Origin of the sequence: Pseudomonas ekonensis (assembly GCF_019145435.1) — a bacterium.
In the GTDB taxonomy this organism is placed as follows: domain Bacteria; phylum Pseudomonadota; class Gammaproteobacteria; order Pseudomonadales; family Pseudomonadaceae; genus Aquipseudomonas; species Aquipseudomonas ekonensis.
In genome coordinates this window covers 2,219,601-2,235,528 of sequence record NZ_JAHSTS010000002.1, presented here as the reverse complement: position 1 = coordinate 2,235,528, position 15,928 = coordinate 2,219,601, and the positions used below count along the sequence as shown (strand labels likewise).

Below are 15,928 nucleotides of genomic sequence, written 5' to 3'. Positions count from 1 at the left end.
GTTCCGCTCGATGGGGTTGGCCGTCGCCGTTCTCGCTCCAGCCCGCAACCGGTTCAGGGGGGTTGCGGATCGTCCGAAGCAGTGGCGATATAGGCGCCTGACAAAACAATAGGGGTCGCTCCATGTCGTTCGCCACGTTGATTCATCGTGTCAGCCTACCCACCCCGCAGGTCTCTGCGGAGCAGGCCCTGCACCTTCTGAAGGAGCATTACGGGCTGAGCGGCGCGCTGCACCCCTTGGGCAGTCAGCAGGACCTCAACTTCCGCGTCGACAGCGAGCGCGGCCGGTTCGTGCTCAAGGTCTGCCGCGGCGACTATTCGCTGGTGGAGCTGCAGGCCCAGCACGCTGGCCTCAAATACCTGGCCGAACACTGCGCCGTGCCGGTGCCGCGGGTGATTGCGGCCCGCAACGGTGAAGACCTGCTGACGCTGACCGTCGGCGGCGAGTCCGTGCATGTGCGGCTGCTGGACTACATCGAAGGCCAGTCCCTGACGGCGCTCGACCATCTGGGCCACGAGGTGGTGGCCGGGTTCGGCCGGCTCTGCGGAGAGATGGATCTGGCCCTGGCCGGGTTCGACCATCCGGGCCTTGAACGCACGCTGCAATGGGACGCCCGGCACGCGGCGGCCCTGACCGAACACTTGTTGCCGGTGATCGCGGACGCCCGCCAGCGTGCGTTGGTCGCCGACGCGGCGGCGCAGGCCCAGCAGCGGTTGCGGCCGTTGCTGACGAGGCTGCCGGTGCAGGCGATCCACATGGACATCACCGACGACAACGTCGTCTGGCAGCGGGATGCCGGGCGGCGCTGGCAGTTGCAGGGCGTCATCGATTTCGGCGACCTGGTGCGCACCTGGCGCATCACCGACCTGTCGGTGACCTGCGCGGCGCTGCTGCACCATGCCGAGGGCGATCCGTTGGTGATCCTGCCGGCGGTGCGGGCGTACCATGCGGTCAATCCGCTGCTGCCGGAAGAATTGCAGGCCCTGTGGCCGCTGATCGTGGCCCGGGCGGCGGTGCTGGTGCTCAGCGGCGAGCAGCAGGTCAGCATCGACCCCGGCAACGCCTACAGCCGCAACAACCTGGCCCATGAGTGGGAGATTTTCCGGGTCGCCACCTCGGTGCCGTTCGCCCTGATGGAGGCGGCGATCCTGACGGCGGTCGGGCAGACGTTGCCGCCCCTCGGCAGCGAGGGCTTTGCGCCGCTGCTGCCGGGCCTGGTCGGGCGCGAGTTCGCGCTGATCGACCTCGGCGTGCTGAGCCCGCATTTCGAGGCCGGCAATTGGGAGCAGGCCGGCATCGATCAGCGCCTGCTGGATGAAGCCGCCGCCGTGCACGGGCTGGCGGCCAGCCGTTACGGGCAATACCGCTTGTCGCGCACCCGGCCCGATTGCGCCAATGAGCCGGACACCTTCCCGCTGCACGTCGAGCTGCGGGTGCCGGAAGGCTCGGCGCTGGAAGCACCGTTTGCCGGTGTGCTCCATTTGGCGGCGGACGGTTCTTTGCGCCTGGACGGGGCGCAGTCGAGCGTGCGCCTATGGGGGGCGACGACTTCGCTGCACAGCGGCGCGGCACTGGTCAAAGGCCAGGGGCTGGGAACGGTGGGCGGCGCCTTGACCGTGCAACTGCTGCGGGAGGCACAGCCGGAGGCGCCGCTGTTCTGCACGCCTTCGCGGGCGCCGGCCTGGCAGGCCTTGTGCCCGTCGCCGGCGGCGCTGCTGGGGCTGGCCTGCGACGCCGAGCCGGAGCTGGACGCGAAAACCCTGCTCGAACGCCGCGACGCCAGTTTCGCCCGCACCCAGAAGCATTATTACGTCGACCCGCCGCGCATCGAACGCGGCTGGCGCAACCACCTGATCGACATGCAGGGCCGTTCCTACCTCGACATGCTCAACAACGTCGCCGTGCTCGGCCACGGCCATCCGCGCATGGCAGAGACCGCCCGCCGGCAGTGGTCGTTGCTCAACACCAACTCGCGGTTCAACTATGCGGCGGTCGCCGAGTTTTCCGAGCGGCTGCTGAAACTGGCGCCGGAAGGCATGGACCGGGTGTTCCTGGTCAACAGCGGCAGCGAGGCCAACGACCTGGCGATCCGTCTGGCGTGGGCCTACAGCGGCGGTCGCGATCTGATCAGCGTGCTGGAGGCCTATCACGGCTGGACGGTGGGTGCGGACGCGGTCTCGACGTCCGTCGCCGACAACCCGCGCGCCCTCGAAAGCCGCCCGGACTGGGTGCATCCGGTGACGGCGCCGAACACCTACCGCGGCGAGTTCCGCGGGCCGGATTCGGCGCCGGACTACGTACGCAGCGTCGAACGGCAACTGGCGAACATCGAAGGGCGGAAACTGGCCGGGTTCATCTGCGAACCGGTCTACGGCAACGCCGGGGGCATCTCGTTGCCGCCGGGCTACCTGGAAAAGGTCTATGGGCTGGTACGCGCCCGGGGCGGCGTGTGCATCGCCGACGAAGTGCAGGTCGGCTACGGGCGCATGGGCCATTTCTTCTGGGGCTTCGAAGAGCAGGGCGTGGTGCCGGACATCATCACCATGGCCAAGGGCATGGGCAACGGCCAGCCGTTGGGCGCGGTGATCACCCGGCGCGAGATTGCGGAAGCGCTGGAGAACGAAGGTTATTTCTTCTCGTCCGCCGGCGGCAGCCCGGTGAGCTGCCAGATCGGCATGGCGGTGCTGGACGTCCTGGAGGAAGAGGGACTGTGGGAAAACGCCCAGGTGGTCGGCGGGCATTTCAAGGCCCGGCTGGAGGCGCTGATCGACAAGTATCCGCTGGTGGGTGCGGTGCACGGTTCCGGCTTCTATCTGGGACTGGAGCTGGTGCGCGACCGCGAGACCCTGGAGCCGGCGACCGAGGAAACCATGCGCCTGTGCGACCGGCTGCGGGAACTGGGGATCTTCATGCAGCCGACCGGCGACGATCTGAACATCCTCAAGATCAAGCCGCCGATGGTCACCTCGCGCCAGAGCGTGGACTTCTTCGTCGACATGCTGTCGAAGGTGTTCGACGAGGGGCTGTGAAGTCCCGCCCCCTGTAGGAGCGAGCCTGCTCGCGATAGCGGACGATCATTCAAGCGCGATGTTGATCGATCCGCCGCCATCGCGAGCAGGCTCGCTCCTACAGGGTTTTCAGTCCGATTAATATCGATGAAATTTCATGGCTTTAAGGTGCATAGCATTCATTTGGCTTTTAATGCCGATTTTTATCGGTTATAAAGTCGCCAATGCTCCGGCGTAGATCCGGTGCCCGTGTTTTCTCCCGAAGGTTTCCCGGAGTCCAGACCACCATGACCACACTGAAAAGCACACCCCGCGCCGACGGTTTCCACATGCCGGCCGAATGGGCGCCGCAAACCCAGACCTGGATGATCTGGCCGGAGCGTCCGGACAATTGGCGCCTGGGCGGCAAGCCCGCGCAGGCCGCCCACGCGGCGGTGGCCAGGGCCATCGCCCGTTTCGAGCCGGTGACCGTGGCGGTGTCCGCCGGCCAGTACGAGAACGCCCGCGCCCGCCTCGACGTGCCGAACATCCGCCTGGTCGAGATGTCCAGCGATGACGCCTGGGTGCGCGACAGCGGCCCGACCTTCGTCATCAACGGCAGCGGCGAAGTGCGCGGCGTGAACTGGGACTTCAACGCCTGGGGCGGCTTCGACGGCGGCCTGTACTCGCCGTGGAACCGTGATGCCCAGGTCGGCGGCAAGATCCTCGAGATCGAGCGCTGCCCGCGCTACCGCACCGAAGGCTTCGTGCTGGAAGGCGGTTCGATCCATGTCGACGGCGAAGGCACCGTGATCACCACCGAAGAGTGCCTGCTCAACCGTAACCGCAACCCGCACCTGGGCCGCGAAGAGATCGAAGCGGTGCTCAGCGCCAACCTGGCGGTGGACAAGGTCATCTGGTTGCCGGACGGCCTGTACAACGACGAGACTGACGGCCATGTGGACAACTTCTGCTGCTACGTGCGTCCGGGCGAAGTGCTGCTGGCGTGGACCGACGATCCGCAGGACCCGAACTACCCGCGCTGCCAGGCGGCGATGAACGTGCTGCAGAACAGCACCGACGCCAAGGGCCGCCCGTTCACGGTGCACAAGATGCCGATTCCGGGGCCGCTGTACGCGACCGAAGAGGAATGCGCCGGCGTCGACCCGGTGGACGGCACCCAGGAGCGCAACCCGAGCGTGCGCCTGGCCGGTTCCTACGTGAACTTCCTGATCGTCAATGGCGGCATCATCGCGCCGAGCTTCGACGATCCGATGGACGGCCCGGCCAAAGAGATCCTGCAGAACCTGTTCCCGCAGCACGAAGTGGTGATGGTGCCGGGCCGCGAACTGTTACTGGGAGGCGGTAACATTCACTGCCTTACCCAGCAGCAGCCAGCGCCGCACAAAGAGTGAGTGCGGATGTAACAGCTTGAGTTGATTGGAGAATCGCTCAGGCCCGGATCCCGCCTGGTCGATCCAGGAGAAACCCGCAGCCCGTCAGGACCGCGGGTTTCTTTATGGCCGCCGGTCGGCGATTTTCCGAATTTGGCATAGCTCTTGTATCGCTCATGGCGCACTAGGGAGGGGGGAGAACTTCAACGGTTCTGTCATAAACCTTGGATAACTTAGCCGCTCACGAACGGGGAGAGAGCGCTGAAATGAACGCCGAAGTGAACGTAATCAGCGAGCGGACGTTGCATCCCATGGCTGTGAACACTGAGTCGCTCCAGATTGTCGCGAACTGGTTGAAGTCCAATGGAACGCGTCAGATCAGGGAACCTGATCCGCGCCGGATGATGATCGAGCGTTACCCCGCTGGCCTGTTCAGCGAGGCGGAACTGGAAGCGTTGTGGGATGTGATGGAAGGATAAGAAGAACGACTAAGGACAGGTGAAAGCGCTGCCGGGAGGGCGGCGCTTTTTTTTTGCCTGCGGGTCAGCCGGACATGCCCCGAAGGGCACACCGGCAATCCGATGCTCAGAAGCTGTAGGTGCCGGTGACCACCAGGCTGCGCGGCGCGCCCGGCTGGATTTGGAACGCACTGGTGGCCGACGAGTAGTACTCGCGGTCGGTGATGTTGTTCAGCGCGGCGCGCACGTCCCAGTCCTTGTGGCGGTAGCCGGCCAGGGCGTCCCAGCGGCCGTAGCCCGGCAGCACCGTGGTGTTGGCGTTGTCGGCGTAGCGCTGGCCGACCAGGGTCAGGCCGGTTTCGGCGTACCAGCCCAGCTCCGGTTTCCAGGTCAGGAACAGGCTGCCGTTGCGCTTGGCCACGTTGTTCACGCGGTTGCCTTCCAGGCCGTTGTTGTCTTTTTCGATGGTCGCGTCCTGCACGCCGACGCCGCCGCGCACGTACCAGTTGCCGGTGATCTTGCCGGTGCCGGTCAGCTCGATCCCGCGCGAGCGCTGCAGGCCGCTGAGCACGGTCAGGGTCGGGTCGTTCGGGTCGGTGGTGCGGCGGTTGTAGAGTTCCAGTTCGTAGACCGCCAGGGTGGTGCTCAGGCGATCGTCGAGCCAGTCGCTCTTGACCCCGATTTCCTTCTGCTTGGTCAGCTCCGGGCTCAGGTCGTTGCCGTTGCCCGACGCGCCGGGCGTGATGCCGATCAGGCCGCCGCCGACCGGCGAGAAGGTCTTGGTCCACGAGGCGTAGAACGAGTGGTTCTGCAAAGGCGTCCAGACCACGCCGAAACGCGGGCTGGTGCTGTGGCTGTCGCGGTCTTCGGAAATGTTGCGCAGCTTGTTGGTGGACTCGATGTCGAAGGTGTCGTAGCGCAGGCCGGCCAGCAGTTGCCATTGATCGTTGAGGCGCAACTGGTCCTGCACGTACACCGCGCGGCTCTCGACTTCGGTGTGGCTGCTGCTCGAGACCTGCATGCGCCCGGTGTGGCGCAGGTCGCGGTCGGGGTTGTACAGATCCAGGCCCGGCACCGGCGAGCTGCCGCGCCCGGAGGTGGCGGCGTTGTACAGCGTCGGGTCGCGGCGTTGGCTGCCGGTCTCGAGTCCGGTCAGCAAGCGGTGCTCGAGGCCGAACGTCTCGAAGCCGCCTTCCAGCTCAAGGTTGTTGTAGATGTTGCGGGTGGTCAGGTCCTGCTGCCAGTGCTGGCGGGTGACCTTGTTGGTCTTCTTGTCGAAGCCGGTGAGGTAGGTGTTGTCGAAGTCGCTGTCGAGCTTGAACACGCCGAGGGTATGGCGCAGTTGCCAGTTGTCGCTCAGTTCGTAGCTCAGGCGCGAGCGCAAAGATTGCGTCTTGTCGTCGATGAAGTCGTGGTCGTTGCCGTAGGTGGTGTCCCGGCCGACGTCGGCCGGGCGCCCGTTGATGCCCGGGATGCCGCGGTCCGGCGTGCGGTTGTAGCGGCTGTATTCGTACTGCACCAGCCAGTTCAGGTCCGGCGTCAGTTGCCAGCTCATCGACGGGGCGAACAGCTGGCGGTTGCCGCTGACGCCGTCGCGGAAGCTGTTTTCGTCCATGTTGCCCATGTTCAGGCGCAGGCTGATGTTTTCGCTCGGGTCGGCGCTGAGGTCGGCGTACAGGCTGCGCAGGTCTTCGCTGCCGCCCTGGGCCTCGATGGTCGAGCGGCGGCCGGCTTCCGGCGCCTTGCTCACCCGGTTGACGATCCCGCCCTGGCTGCCGCGGCCATAGAGCACGGCGGCCGGGCCCTTGAGCACTTCGACGCGTTCGATGTTGTGCAGGTCGCGCTTGTACTGGCTGTCGTCGCGGATGCCGTCCAGGTAGAAGTCGTTGCTGGCGTCGAAGCCGCGGATGCGCAGGCTGTCGAACCGGGTGTCGCCGCCGTTGCTGACGTTGGGGATGCCGCTCAGGGCGTCGCCCAGGTCATTGGTGCCGTAGTCGGCGACGTTGGCGGTCTTGACCGAGTCGATCGCCTGGGGCACGTAGCGCACGGGCGTAGCGGTGCGGGTGGCGGTGCTGCTGACTTTCACGCGCGGGTCGTCGACTTGCGATTCGGCGCTGATCGACGTGGCGGGCAGTTCGGTCGCGGAGTAGGCGAAACCGGAGGACAGGACGGCGGAAAGCCCGAGGGTGACGGGCGTGAGACGGAACGGGGCAGGCATTGAAAAGCGCATCCGAAAGGGTGAAGGAATCTGAGCGCGCGAATGGTAATGCTTTGCATTTGCTTCTGTTAATTATTCGTTAATAAGTTCCTTGGTTTGATTGTTTCAATTTATTTCAGCGTCGATACAAACCCGTCCCGGCCCATTCGACCGATCCAGGCAACAGACTGAACGCGATTCCGGCGTTTTTCGGCGACCGCGTTGGCACTAATCTGCCGCCATCGATTTTTCCCACTTCTGATGCCGGAGTTTCCGATGGTTCTTCACTACATTTACGACCCGCTCTGTGGCTGGTGCTACGGCGCCGAACCCTTGGTCCAGGCCGCGCAGCAGGTGCTGCCGGTGGTGGCCCACGGCGGCGGCATGATGACCGGCGCCAATCGCCAGAATGTTTCGCCGCAGCTGCGCAATTACGTCATGCCCCACGACCGGCGCATCGCCGAGTACACCGGTCAGCCGTTCGGCGAGGCGTACTTCGAAGGTCTGCTGCGCGATCACACGGCGGTCTTCGACTCCGCCCCGCCGATCGCCGCCGTGATGGCCGCCGAACAAATGGATGGGCGCGGCCTGACGTTGCTCGGCCGCCTGCAGACCGCCCATTACGTGGAAGGCCGCCGGATCGCCGATGAAGCCGTGCTGATGGAATTGGCGGCTGAGCTGGGTTACGACCCGGCCGCTTTCCAGGCGGCTTTCGCGTCCGCCGATGCCGAGCGCCATATAAAGGAAAGCCGCGCACTGCTGGCGACGCTGCACGGCAACGGCTTCCCGACCTTCGCGCTGGAGCAGGACGGGCAGTTCACCCTGATCGACATCGGCCCGTGGCTGGGCAAGCCGCAGGCCTTCGCCCAATGGCTGGGCGAGTCCCTGCCGAGCGCGGCAGCGTCACAGTCATTGCCGGTCTGCGGGCTCGACGGCTGCGCTTGAGCGCATGCGGGAATCCCTGAGCGCTGTCATTTCCGTGCACGCCGCTATCGCAAAAATTACGTTTTTTAGACGTTTTTTGCCTATTTACAGACGATTCTTGAAATTGACACATTGTTCAGGGCGCGGCTACGATTCGGCCCAACGCCTGTGGCCAACCGCCATGACTCAAGAACAATAAGAAGGCCCGCTACGGCTTTGCCGTGGGCGGGCCTTTTTGTTCCGGGATGAAAAAAGAGTGCGATAGCGCCGTTTCAGCCGTTCGACACAGCGCGTTTCAACCCGTAATAAGGAAAACAAAATGTTGAACAAGCGGATCAGTCTGATCGCATTGGGGATGTTGAGCGCCACTTCGGCCATGGCTAACGACCAGGCCGAGTCCAAGGGTTTTGTTGAAGACAGCAGCCTCAAAGTGCTGCTGCGCAATGCCTACATCAACCGTGACTACAAAGACGGCAACAAAGACAAGGCCGAGTGGGGCCAAGCGGCCATCGGCACGTTCTCGTCCGGCTTCACCCAAGGCACCATCGGTGTGGGTGTGGACGCCTTCGGTCTGTACGCGCTGCGTCTGGACGGCGGCAAGGGCCGCAGCGGCGCCGGCGGCATCGACTTCTTCAAGCAAGGCGACAGCGGCAACGCGGCCGACGACCTGTCCAAGGGCGGCGCGGCGGTGAAGTTCCGTCTGTCCAACACCGTGCTGACCTACGGTGACCAGATGCCGGCCCTGCCGGTGCTGAACTACGACAACTCGCGCCTGCTGCCGGAAAGCTACACCGGCACCCTGATCACCTCCAGGGAGATCAAAGGCCTGGAGCTAAACGCCGGCCGTTTCACCGCCGAATCGCGCAAGAGCGCCGAAGGCCGTGACAGCGGCGGCCTGAAGTCGATCAACGTGTTGGGCGGCAGCTACCAGTTCACCGAGCACTTCAAAGGTGCGCTGTACGCTTCCGACGTCGAAGACGTGCTGAAGAAGCAGTACATCAACGCCAACTACGTGCTGCCGATCGACAAGGATCAGTCCCTGACCTTCGACTTCAACGGCTACCGCACCAAGCTGGACGACTCCTACGTCCGCGAAAGCGGCGCGACCGGCGACGACAACAAGATCTGGAGCCTGGCGGCGACCTTCGCCACCGGCCCGCACTCGTTCACCGTGGCGCACCAGCGCTCCACCGGCGACAGCAACCTGGGCTACGCCTACGGCGGCTACCAGAAAGGTCAAGGCCGCGTCGGCGACGGCGGCAACACCATCTACCTGGCCAACTCCTACTGGTCGGACTTCAACGCTGAAGACGAACGCAGCTGGCAGCTGGGCTACGGCCTGGACTTCGGCGCCTTCGGCGTGCCGGGCCTGAGCTACAACTTCGCGTACGTGCGTGGCGACAACATCACCACCTCCACCAGCGAAGGCGGCACCGAGCGCGAAATCTTCAACCAGTTCAAGTACGTGGTGCAGAGCGGCCCGGCCAAGGACCTCAGCGTGAAACTGCGCAGCTCGATCCTGCGCGTGTCGCAGAAGTCCAGCGAGTACAACGTCAGCGGCAACGAAGTGCGCGTGTTCGTGGATTACCCGATCAACATCTTCTGATGATCGCTTAAGCCGCAGACATGAAAAAAACCCCGAACGGTTCGGGGTTTTTTTCGGCCCGTTTTTGATGAAAAAGGCGAAAAAGACGCTTTTCGACCCCTTCAAACTGCATTTGAAGGTGCTTCAAAAGCCGTTTCAAACAGGGCTTCAAATGCCTGAAATTCTTTCTCATGGACGCAAATTCTCCACCCTCTAGATTAGGGCGTTCAATGCAACGGAGAATTTGGTAATGATCGTTTTGAACAGAGAAGTGGGCGAATCGCTACGGCGCGACAAGTATGTCAACGTCCAGGGTGGTGACTTCAATCTCTACGGTCATTTCGCCGACTTCGTCAGACTGACCAAAAGTTGGGAAAACATGGAACCTGACAGTTATTACGGTCAGGCCGACGCCGGCATGCGTTACCGTCGTTACAGCGACTTCGAATACAACCCCAAGACCCGTGAACTGCGCCAGCTGGAACATCGCGCGTATGTGCAGTCCAAGGCCAACAACAGTTACGTGGGCGGCGTGGTGCGGCACTTTCAGGACTTCTCCGATGAAGTCATCACCTCGCCTGTGATGCGCAGCCTGATCGACACCGATTTCGAGGTGTACAAGAACGTGCTGCCGGAAGAGTTGCACGAGGAAATCTGGCAGTGCCAGATCCACCAGATCCGCATCGAGATCAAGCCCGGCAAGCAGCTGGAGATCACGCCGGAAGGCATCCACTGCGACGGCTACCCGTTCAGCGGCGTGCACTTCTGGGGCCGCAACAACGTCGACGGCGCCGAAAGCCGCCTGTACGACATCCATGAGCACCAGTTGGCGTCGACCACCTACCAGGAAATCCTCGACACCACGTACTTCCTCGACCGTGACATGCGCCATTACGTGACACCGGCACGCAACACCCACTCGAGCGCCATGGCGTACCGGCAGATTCTGGCGATTTCCTTCTCGCGGCCCGGGACCGCTTTCGACATTGTTCGCTAATCAGATCACCCCAATCGACGGCGTCGAATGCTCGACGCCGGTGGTGCTGCGACGCGCCACCGCCAAGGATGCGCAGCGCATGGAGCGCTTCTTCCGCCAGTTCGACGAAGTGTCCTTCTGCGAATGGCAGGACGCCAAGTGCCTGCGCGGCGTGCTGATCCAGAAGACCACCACGGCGTACCTGGCCTTCGACGTCGAAGGCGAGATCGTCGGCGCGGTGCTCGGCGGCATGCTCGGCAGCCGCGGCACCATCAACCACCTGGCGGTCAGCCTGCGCTACCGCAGCCAGGGCGTCGGCCAGCGGCTGGTGGAGGCGGCGTCGTCCGACATGAAGCGGGTCGGCGTGCTGCGGATGTTTCTGTTCGTCGACGATGCTAACCTCGCGGGCAAGCGTTTTTGGACGGCCCAGGGTTTTTGCGAACCTCACGGCGAACGGACTTACGAGAGGGATCTATGAATGAAACGTCCGGCAGTGCGCCGCTGATGGCCGACCGTCAGCCGTCGCGCACGTTCGCCGAAGCCAGCCCGGTGGTGGCCGGTTACTTCACGGTGTCGTTCGTGTTCGGGCTGATGGCGGTCAACGCCGGGTTGCCGCTGTGGCTGCCGGTGGCGATGTGCCTGTTCGTGTATGCCGGGGCTTCGCAGTTCGCGGCGCTGGCGCTGATCACCAGCGGGGCGTCGCTGACCACCATCGTGCTGACCACTTTCCTGATCAACGCGCGGCACATGCTGATGTCGGTGTACATGGCCAAGGCCTTGCGCGCGCTGGGCCTGAGCCGCATGGAGCGCTGGTGCTACGCCGGCGGGCTGACCGACGAATCGTTCGCCTTCCACAGCGTGAAGCTGGGCAACGGCGCACCGGTGAACGTGCGTTACCTGATCGGCTTCAACCTGTTTTGCCACACCTCTTGGGTGCTCGGCGGGCTGCTCGGGGCGGTCTGCGCGCAGTACGCGGCACACCTGATCAAGTACCAGCTCGATTACGCCCTGACCGCGATGATGCTCTACGTGCTGGTCTCGCTGTGCAACACCCGGAAAAAACTCGTCGCCGCCCTGGCCGCCGTGCTGTGCATGGGCGCGCTGAGCCTGGCCGGCAGTTCGCCGTTCAACGTTTTCATCGCCACGTTCGTGGGCTGCGGAGTGGGTGTATGCCTGACCAAACGTTCCTGATGCTGGTGGTGGCGCTGATGATGGCCGTGACCTTCCTGCCGCGGGCCCTGCCGCTGCAGGTCAACACCGAGCACTGGCCGCCCTTCGTGGCGCGTGCGCTGGAGTACCTGCCGGTGGCGATCGTCGCTGCGATCAGCCTGACACCCTTGTTGATCAAGGATCAGCGCATACAGCTCGACCGCCCGGAATTCTATGCCGCGATTCCGACGTTGTTATGTGCGTATTTCAGCAAAAACCTCTTTCTCAGTGTGGCGGTTGGGACGGCTGCGTACATTGCGCTCGGCTCGTTCATGTAGCGGCAGATCGACCACCTCGTTCAGCGCCTGGCCGGACAGGTTCGGGTTGTTCACCGCCAGGCGCACTTCGAGGAAATCCTCGAATCCCGGGAAGATCGTCAGGCCGTTCTTCTGCGCGGCCTCGCGCGAGACCATGCCGACGCCGTCCATCTGGGTGATCAGCGACAGGGTCAGGGTTTCGCTGCATGAATAGATCATGCGCTGGCCGTTCTCGTGATTGCCCAGCCCCGCGTCGAGAAAACGCAAAAAGCTGTGGGAATACGGACAATCCTCAGCCGGACGCACCTGAAACTTGTTGCCCAGCAACGTCAGCGGATCGTTCTCCTGCCCGCAATGGGCACCGACCACCTGCACCTGCACGTCCGGCAGGACAAGGCTCGGCAAGCCCGGCCGCTGCGGGCCGATCAGCACCGCCAGGTCGAAGTCCTCGTTCTTCAGCTTGCTGAGGTTTTCCATCGACTCGGCGTAGCTGAATTCCATCTGGTAATCGGGAAACACCTCAATCAGGCGTCCGATCATCCGCCGGTTGAAATCCGGCGCCAGCGTGGTGTTCAGCGCCACCTTCAGGGTGCGCTGTCCTGGTGCCTTCAGCGTTTCGACTTTCTCTTCCATCTGGCGCGTGGCGATCAGCACCCGGTCCATGTAAGGCGTGAGCTCGGTGCCCTGGGGCGTCAGCGTCAGCCCTTTGTTGGATCGGCGAAACAAGCGGAAACCAAACTGTTCTTCGACCTTGTTCAACTGCGCGGCCAACGCCTGCACGGTCAGGCACGAATGCTCGGCTGCGGCCGACAACGAGCCGGTCTGCACGATGCGCATGAGGTTGCGTAAGGTTCTGCTATCCATGGGTAATGCCCTCTGATGTGGGCTGGGTATTGTTGTGTACGTTTCCGCCGGTCCGGCGCCATCTGCCGGCTATATTCCTGTACCTGAGCATAGTTGTCGCGCAATTAGTAGCGAATTGATGTCCCTGCCGATGGCTGGAGGCTGACAGAGGATCGGGGTTTTTGATGACGTGAGGGTGATTGGGGTCAAAAAATACGGGGGTTGATGGCCTTGGACTGGCGAATTTGTGGGAAACGACTGACAGGGTGAATGCGTGCTGCCTGCAAGAGATACAGATGGGTCTTTAAAAAAGCATCGATTGAGCTGATAGCAGGTTTCGTTGAGAGCAGATCAAATAGTGGGCGGATAGGCAGTCGCGGCGGAGAAAGGCCGTGCATCAACTTGCAATTGACCGAGTGCGAATCTCCCGATCACAATGCAGAGGTAGCGCTAATGTAGCTACAGAATAACGATGAGGTATCTGAAATGGCTGCACTGCTGAAAACTACCGATGTGCGCTGTCGCATCGATGAGGATTTGAAGGCGCGTGCGACAGAGGTGTTGAACGCCTGCGGGCTCAGTATCAGTGATGCCATGCGTCTTTTTCTTCGTCAGGTTGTCGCGACTCAGGGTTTGCCCTTCGAGGTGCGAGTCCCTTCGGAGAAGACCGCCCGCGCAATGATGGAAGCACGCGATATCCGCCAGCGTTTCGACTCGATAGACGACATGCTGAGGGCTGGCGATGGCGAAACCGGAGAAAAAGAAAAAACGAGCTGAACGGCCTAGGCAGGTTGCACAGACATCCGAGTTCAAGAAGTCCTGGGATCGTTACGAGCGTGCCGGGCGTCGCGATATGAATGAGGTTCGCAAGGTGATGGGGATGCTGTTCATGGGGGAGTCCCTACCCCCGGAGTATGTGGATCACGCCCTGAACGGTGAGTGGATCGGGTTTCGTGAAAGTCACATCGGAGGGGATTTTTTGATGATCTATGAGAATACACGTCCGGATCTGATCACCTTCGTTGACCTGGGCACGCATTCCGAGTTGTTTAAATAGTACGCACAAAGAAGCCGACCTTGCCGTCGGTTTTTTTGTTGAAGACGCTTGAAGCTTCGTTCGTTCAAACAGGGAGTAGACGCCTCATCCGAACACTGATTCTCAGCTCCATCAGTGGAGACCCTAACGCCCACTACTACCCTCTGAGCGCAGTCGATTTCACGCTCAGGGGGGCGATCCGTAATCGCTGGGCATAGAAGTTTCAACACAACTTCCGAAACGATTGGGGTGAACATTTCAGCATGCCTATTGATTACACCACCTCACAAATGAAGTACCCCACCCCTACTTTTTCCCCTCCCGCCGCACGCCTAAATTGAGCTCCAACACCTGACCCCATCCCGAGGCCAGGTCACTGGGAGAGTCGTCATGCCATTTGTCAGCGTCCGCATCACCCGCGACGGCGTCACCGCCGAACAGAAAGCCCAGGTGATCGCCGAAATCACGGAAACCCTGGAACGCGTCCTCAACAAACGCCCGGATCTGACCCACATCGTGATCGAAGAAGTCGACACCGATAACTGGGGCTACGCCGGCATCACCACCACCGAGTACCGCCGACAGCTGGCGGAACGGGGCCAGTCATGACCCCGACCGTGACCCTCGATTTCGTCTCCGACGTGGTGTGCCCCTGGTGCGCCCTCGGGGCGACGGCGCTGGAACAGGCCATCGCCAACCTGGCCGGCGAAGTGTCGGTGGAGCTGACCTACAAGCCCTTCGAACTGAACCCGGACATGCCGGCCGAAGGCGAACCGGCGGAGCAGCACCTGATGCGCAAGTACGGGCGCAGCGCCGCCGACATCGCCGCCGGCAAGCGGATGCAGATCGAACGCGGCCAGGCCATCGGCTTCGAGTTCGACCTGCAGAAGCGCACGCACTTCTACAACACCTTCGACGCCCACCGCCTGCTGATGTGGGCGGCGCAGGAAGGGCGGCAGATCGCGCTGAAGAAGATCCTGCTGCGCGCCTACTTCCGGGACGGCGCCAACCCGAGCGACCGGCCGACCCTGGTGCAACTGGCTGCCGAAGCGGGACTGGATACGGCCCGGGCCCGCAAGGTGCTGGCCAACGACGAGTTCGCCGGCGAAGTGCGCCAGCTCGAAACGTTCTACCGGCAACACGGCATCAACTCGGTGCCGGCACTGATTCTGAACGGCACGCACCTGGTGTCCGGTTCGCAATCGGTCGAGTACTACGAACAGATGCTTAAACAACTGGCCAAGGCCTGATTGAACACCGTCTTTATCATTGAGGAATCCATCATGAGCAGCTCGAAAAAAACCGTCGTCGTCACCGGTGCATCCCAAGGTCTGGGCGAAGGCATGGTCAAGGCCTTCCGCGAACTGGGCTACAACATCGTCGCCACTTCGCGCTCGATCAAACCGTCGAGCGACCCGCAGATCCTGACCATCGCCGGCGACATCGGTGACCCCGCCACCGCCCGGCGCGTGATCAGCGAAGGCGTGGCCCGCTTCGGCCGCATCGACACCCTGGTCAACAACGCCGGCATCTTCGTCGCCAAACCGTTCACCGCCTATACCCCGGAAGACTACGCGGCGGTGCTGTCGGTCAACCTCAACGGCTTCTTCTACATCACCCAACTGGCCATCGGCGAAATGGAAAAACAGGGCAAGGGCCATGTGGTCAACATCACCACCAGCCTCGTTGACCACGCCATCGACGGTGTCCCTTCGGTGCTCGCCTCGCTGACCAAGGGCGGTCTCAACGCCGCGACCAAATCCCTGGCCATCGAGTACGCCAAACGCGGGATCCGCGTGAACGCGGTGTCGCCAGGCATCATCAAGACCCCGATGCACGGCGAAGAAACCCACGCGGCGCTGGGCAGCCTGCACCCGGTCGGGCACATGGGCGAAGTCGAAGACATCGCGCAGGCGGTGCTCTACCTCGACAACGCGGGGTTCGTGACCGGTGAGATTCTGCATGTGGACGGCGGGCAGAGCGCCGGGCACTGATTGCTGTCGAAACACAACGCCCCCACCGGTCGGCGGGGGCCTTCCGCCCCCCTGGCCGCCAGTCGGCA

Annotated in this window: 16 protein-coding genes; 14 read left to right on the top strand and 2 right to left on the bottom strand. The window is 62.9% G+C overall.

Annotated features, from left to right (window positions below; all coding sequences use genetic code 11):
- The first annotated feature begins 122 nt into the window (after window positions 1–122).
- From KVG96_RS23135 to KVG96_RS23125, 3 genes are all read left to right on the top strand, one after another.
- Entirely contained in the window at window positions 123–3,029 is a 2,907-nt protein-coding gene (locus KVG96_RS23135; protein WP_217894089.1) for an aminotransferase, read from the top strand.
- A 266-nt stretch (window positions 3,030–3,295) separates the two neighbouring features.
- Window positions 3,296–4,402, top strand: coding sequence for an agmatine deiminase (gene aguA / locus KVG96_RS23130; protein ID WP_217894088.1), 1,107 nt, complete (start codon window positions 3,296–3,298; stop codon window positions 4,400–4,402).
- 245 nt (window positions 4,403–4,647) lie between these two features.
- The gene (locus tag KVG96_RS23125; RefSeq protein ID WP_217894087.1) at window positions 4,648–4,860 is read left to right on the top strand and encodes a hypothetical protein; all 213 of its coding nucleotides are present in this window, start codon (window positions 4,648–4,650) and stop codon (window positions 4,858–4,860) included.
- 106 nt (window positions 4,861–4,966) lie between these two features.
- Here KVG96_RS23125 and KVG96_RS23120 read toward each other — a convergent pair whose 3' ends face one another.
- A complete protein-coding gene (locus KVG96_RS23120; RefSeq protein ID WP_217894086.1) occupies window positions 4,967–7,057 on the bottom strand; it encodes a TonB-dependent receptor in 2,091 nt (696 codons plus the stop codon).
- 255 nt (window positions 7,058–7,312) lie between these two features.
- Between KVG96_RS23120 and KVG96_RS23115 the strand changes: the two genes are divergently transcribed.
- The 6 genes from KVG96_RS23115 (at window position 7,313) to KVG96_RS23090 (ending at window position 12,008) form a co-directional block, all read left to right on the top strand.
- Window positions 7,313–7,981 carry a DsbA family protein gene (locus tag KVG96_RS23115; protein ID WP_217894085.1) on the top strand — a complete coding sequence of 223 codons (669 nt, stop codon included), beginning with the start codon at window positions 7,313–7,315 and terminating at the stop codon, window positions 7,979–7,981.
- 298 nt (window positions 7,982–8,279) lie between these two features.
- The gene (locus KVG96_RS23110) at window positions 8,280–9,566 is read left to right on the top strand and encodes an OprD family porin (protein ID WP_217894084.1); all 1,287 of its coding nucleotides are present in this window, start codon (window positions 8,280–8,282) and stop codon (window positions 9,564–9,566) included.
- 229 nt (window positions 9,567–9,795) lie between these two features.
- Entirely contained in the window at window positions 9,796–10,542 is a 747-nt protein-coding gene (locus KVG96_RS23105) for a 2OG-Fe dioxygenase family protein (protein WP_085581906.1), read from the top strand.
- A 79-nt stretch (window positions 10,543–10,621) separates the two neighbouring features.
- Window positions 10,622–10,999 carry a GNAT family N-acetyltransferase gene (locus KVG96_RS23100; RefSeq protein WP_085582221.1) on the top strand — a complete coding sequence of 126 codons (378 nt, stop codon included), beginning with the start codon at window positions 10,622–10,624 and terminating at the stop codon, window positions 10,997–10,999.
- Window positions 10,996–11,712 (top strand): AzlC family ABC transporter permease, encoded by a 717-nt coding sequence (locus KVG96_RS23095; RefSeq protein WP_217894083.1) that lies wholly within the window; start codon window positions 10,996–10,998, stop codon window positions 11,710–11,712. Before KVG96_RS23100 ends, KVG96_RS23095 begins: the two co-directional genes overlap by 4 nt.
- Window positions 11,691–12,008 carry an AzlD domain-containing protein gene (locus KVG96_RS23090; RefSeq protein WP_085581901.1) on the top strand — a complete coding sequence of 106 codons (318 nt, stop codon included), beginning with the start codon at window positions 11,691–11,693 and terminating at the stop codon, window positions 12,006–12,008. Before KVG96_RS23095 ends, KVG96_RS23090 begins: the two co-directional genes overlap by 22 nt.
- Here KVG96_RS23090 and KVG96_RS23085 read toward each other — a convergent pair.
- On the bottom strand, window positions 11,925–12,851 hold the full coding sequence (locus tag KVG96_RS23085; protein ID WP_217894082.1) for a LysR family transcriptional regulator: 927 nt from the start codon (window positions 12,849–12,851) through the stop codon (window positions 11,925–11,927). The genes KVG96_RS23090 and KVG96_RS23085 overlap by 84 nt on opposite strands.
- A gap of 465 nt (window positions 12,852–13,316) precedes the next feature.
- Between KVG96_RS23085 and KVG96_RS23080 the strand changes: the two genes are divergently transcribed.
- The 5 genes from KVG96_RS23080 to KVG96_RS23060 all read left to right on the top strand — a co-directional run bounded on the left by KVG96_RS23080 (window position 13,317) and on the right by KVG96_RS23060 (window position 15,860).
- A complete protein-coding gene (locus KVG96_RS23080) occupies window positions 13,317–13,607 on the top strand; it encodes a type II toxin-antitoxin system RelB/DinJ family antitoxin (protein ID WP_217894081.1) in 291 nt (96 codons plus the stop codon).
- Window positions 13,573–13,887: a type II toxin-antitoxin system YafQ family toxin gene (locus tag KVG96_RS23075; RefSeq protein ID WP_217894080.1), complete on the top strand. Its 315-nt coding sequence runs from the start codon at window positions 13,573–13,575 to the stop codon at window positions 13,885–13,887. Before KVG96_RS23080 ends, KVG96_RS23075 begins: the two co-directional genes overlap by 35 nt.
- Window positions 13,888–14,256: 369 nt before the next feature.
- A complete protein-coding gene (locus tag KVG96_RS23070; RefSeq protein WP_085581897.1) occupies window positions 14,257–14,475 on the top strand; it encodes a tautomerase family protein in 219 nt (72 codons plus the stop codon).
- Window positions 14,472–15,116 carry a DsbA family oxidoreductase gene (locus tag KVG96_RS23065; RefSeq protein WP_217894079.1) on the top strand — a complete coding sequence of 215 codons (645 nt, stop codon included), beginning with the start codon at window positions 14,472–14,474 and terminating at the stop codon, window positions 15,114–15,116. Before KVG96_RS23070 ends, KVG96_RS23065 begins: the two co-directional genes overlap by 4 nt.
- A 33-nt stretch (window positions 15,117–15,149) precedes the next feature.
- Window positions 15,150–15,860, top strand: coding sequence for an SDR family NAD(P)-dependent oxidoreductase (locus KVG96_RS23060; RefSeq protein ID WP_217894078.1), 711 nt, complete (start codon window positions 15,150–15,152; stop codon window positions 15,858–15,860).
- The last annotated feature ends 68 nt before the right edge of the window (window positions 15,861–15,928 follow it).

Coding starts and splice junctions, on each gene's coding strand:
- KVG96_RS23135 (WP_217894089.1), top strand. CDS start 123: ATGTCGTTCGCCACGTTGATTCATCGTGTCAGCCTACCCACCCCGCAG.
- aguA (WP_217894088.1), top strand. CDS start 3,296: ATGACCACACTGAAAAGCACACCCCGCGCCGACGGTTTCCACATGCCG.
- KVG96_RS23125 (WP_217894087.1), top strand. CDS start 4,648: ATGAACGCCGAAGTGAACGTAATCAGCGAGCGGACGTTGCATCCCATG.
- KVG96_RS23120 (WP_217894086.1), bottom strand. CDS start 7,057: ATGCCTGCCCCGTTCCGTCTCACGCCCGTCACCCTCGGGCTTTCCGCC.
- KVG96_RS23115 (WP_217894085.1), top strand. CDS start 7,313: ATGGTTCTTCACTACATTTACGACCCGCTCTGTGGCTGGTGCTACGGC.
- KVG96_RS23110 (WP_217894084.1), top strand. CDS start 8,280: ATGTTGAACAAGCGGATCAGTCTGATCGCATTGGGGATGTTGAGCGCC.
- KVG96_RS23105 (WP_085581906.1), top strand. CDS start 9,796: ATGATCGTTTTGAACAGAGAAGTGGGCGAATCGCTACGGCGCGACAAG.
- KVG96_RS23100 (WP_085582221.1), top strand. CDS start 10,622: ATGGAGCGCTTCTTCCGCCAGTTCGACGAAGTGTCCTTCTGCGAATGG.
- KVG96_RS23095 (WP_217894083.1), top strand. CDS start 10,996: ATGAATGAAACGTCCGGCAGTGCGCCGCTGATGGCCGACCGTCAGCCG.
- KVG96_RS23090 (WP_085581901.1), top strand. CDS start 11,691: ATGCCTGACCAAACGTTCCTGATGCTGGTGGTGGCGCTGATGATGGCC.
- KVG96_RS23085 (WP_217894082.1), bottom strand. CDS start 12,851: ATGGATAGCAGAACCTTACGCAACCTCATGCGCATCGTGCAGACCGGC.
- KVG96_RS23080 (WP_217894081.1), top strand. CDS start 13,317: ATGGCTGCACTGCTGAAAACTACCGATGTGCGCTGTCGCATCGATGAG.
- KVG96_RS23075 (WP_217894080.1), top strand. CDS start 13,573: ATGGCGAAACCGGAGAAAAAGAAAAAACGAGCTGAACGGCCTAGGCAG.
- KVG96_RS23070 (WP_085581897.1), top strand. CDS start 14,257: ATGCCATTTGTCAGCGTCCGCATCACCCGCGACGGCGTCACCGCCGAA.
- KVG96_RS23065 (WP_217894079.1), top strand. CDS start 14,472: ATGACCCCGACCGTGACCCTCGATTTCGTCTCCGACGTGGTGTGCCCC.
- KVG96_RS23060 (WP_217894078.1), top strand. CDS start 15,150: ATGAGCAGCTCGAAAAAAACCGTCGTCGTCACCGGTGCATCCCAAGGT.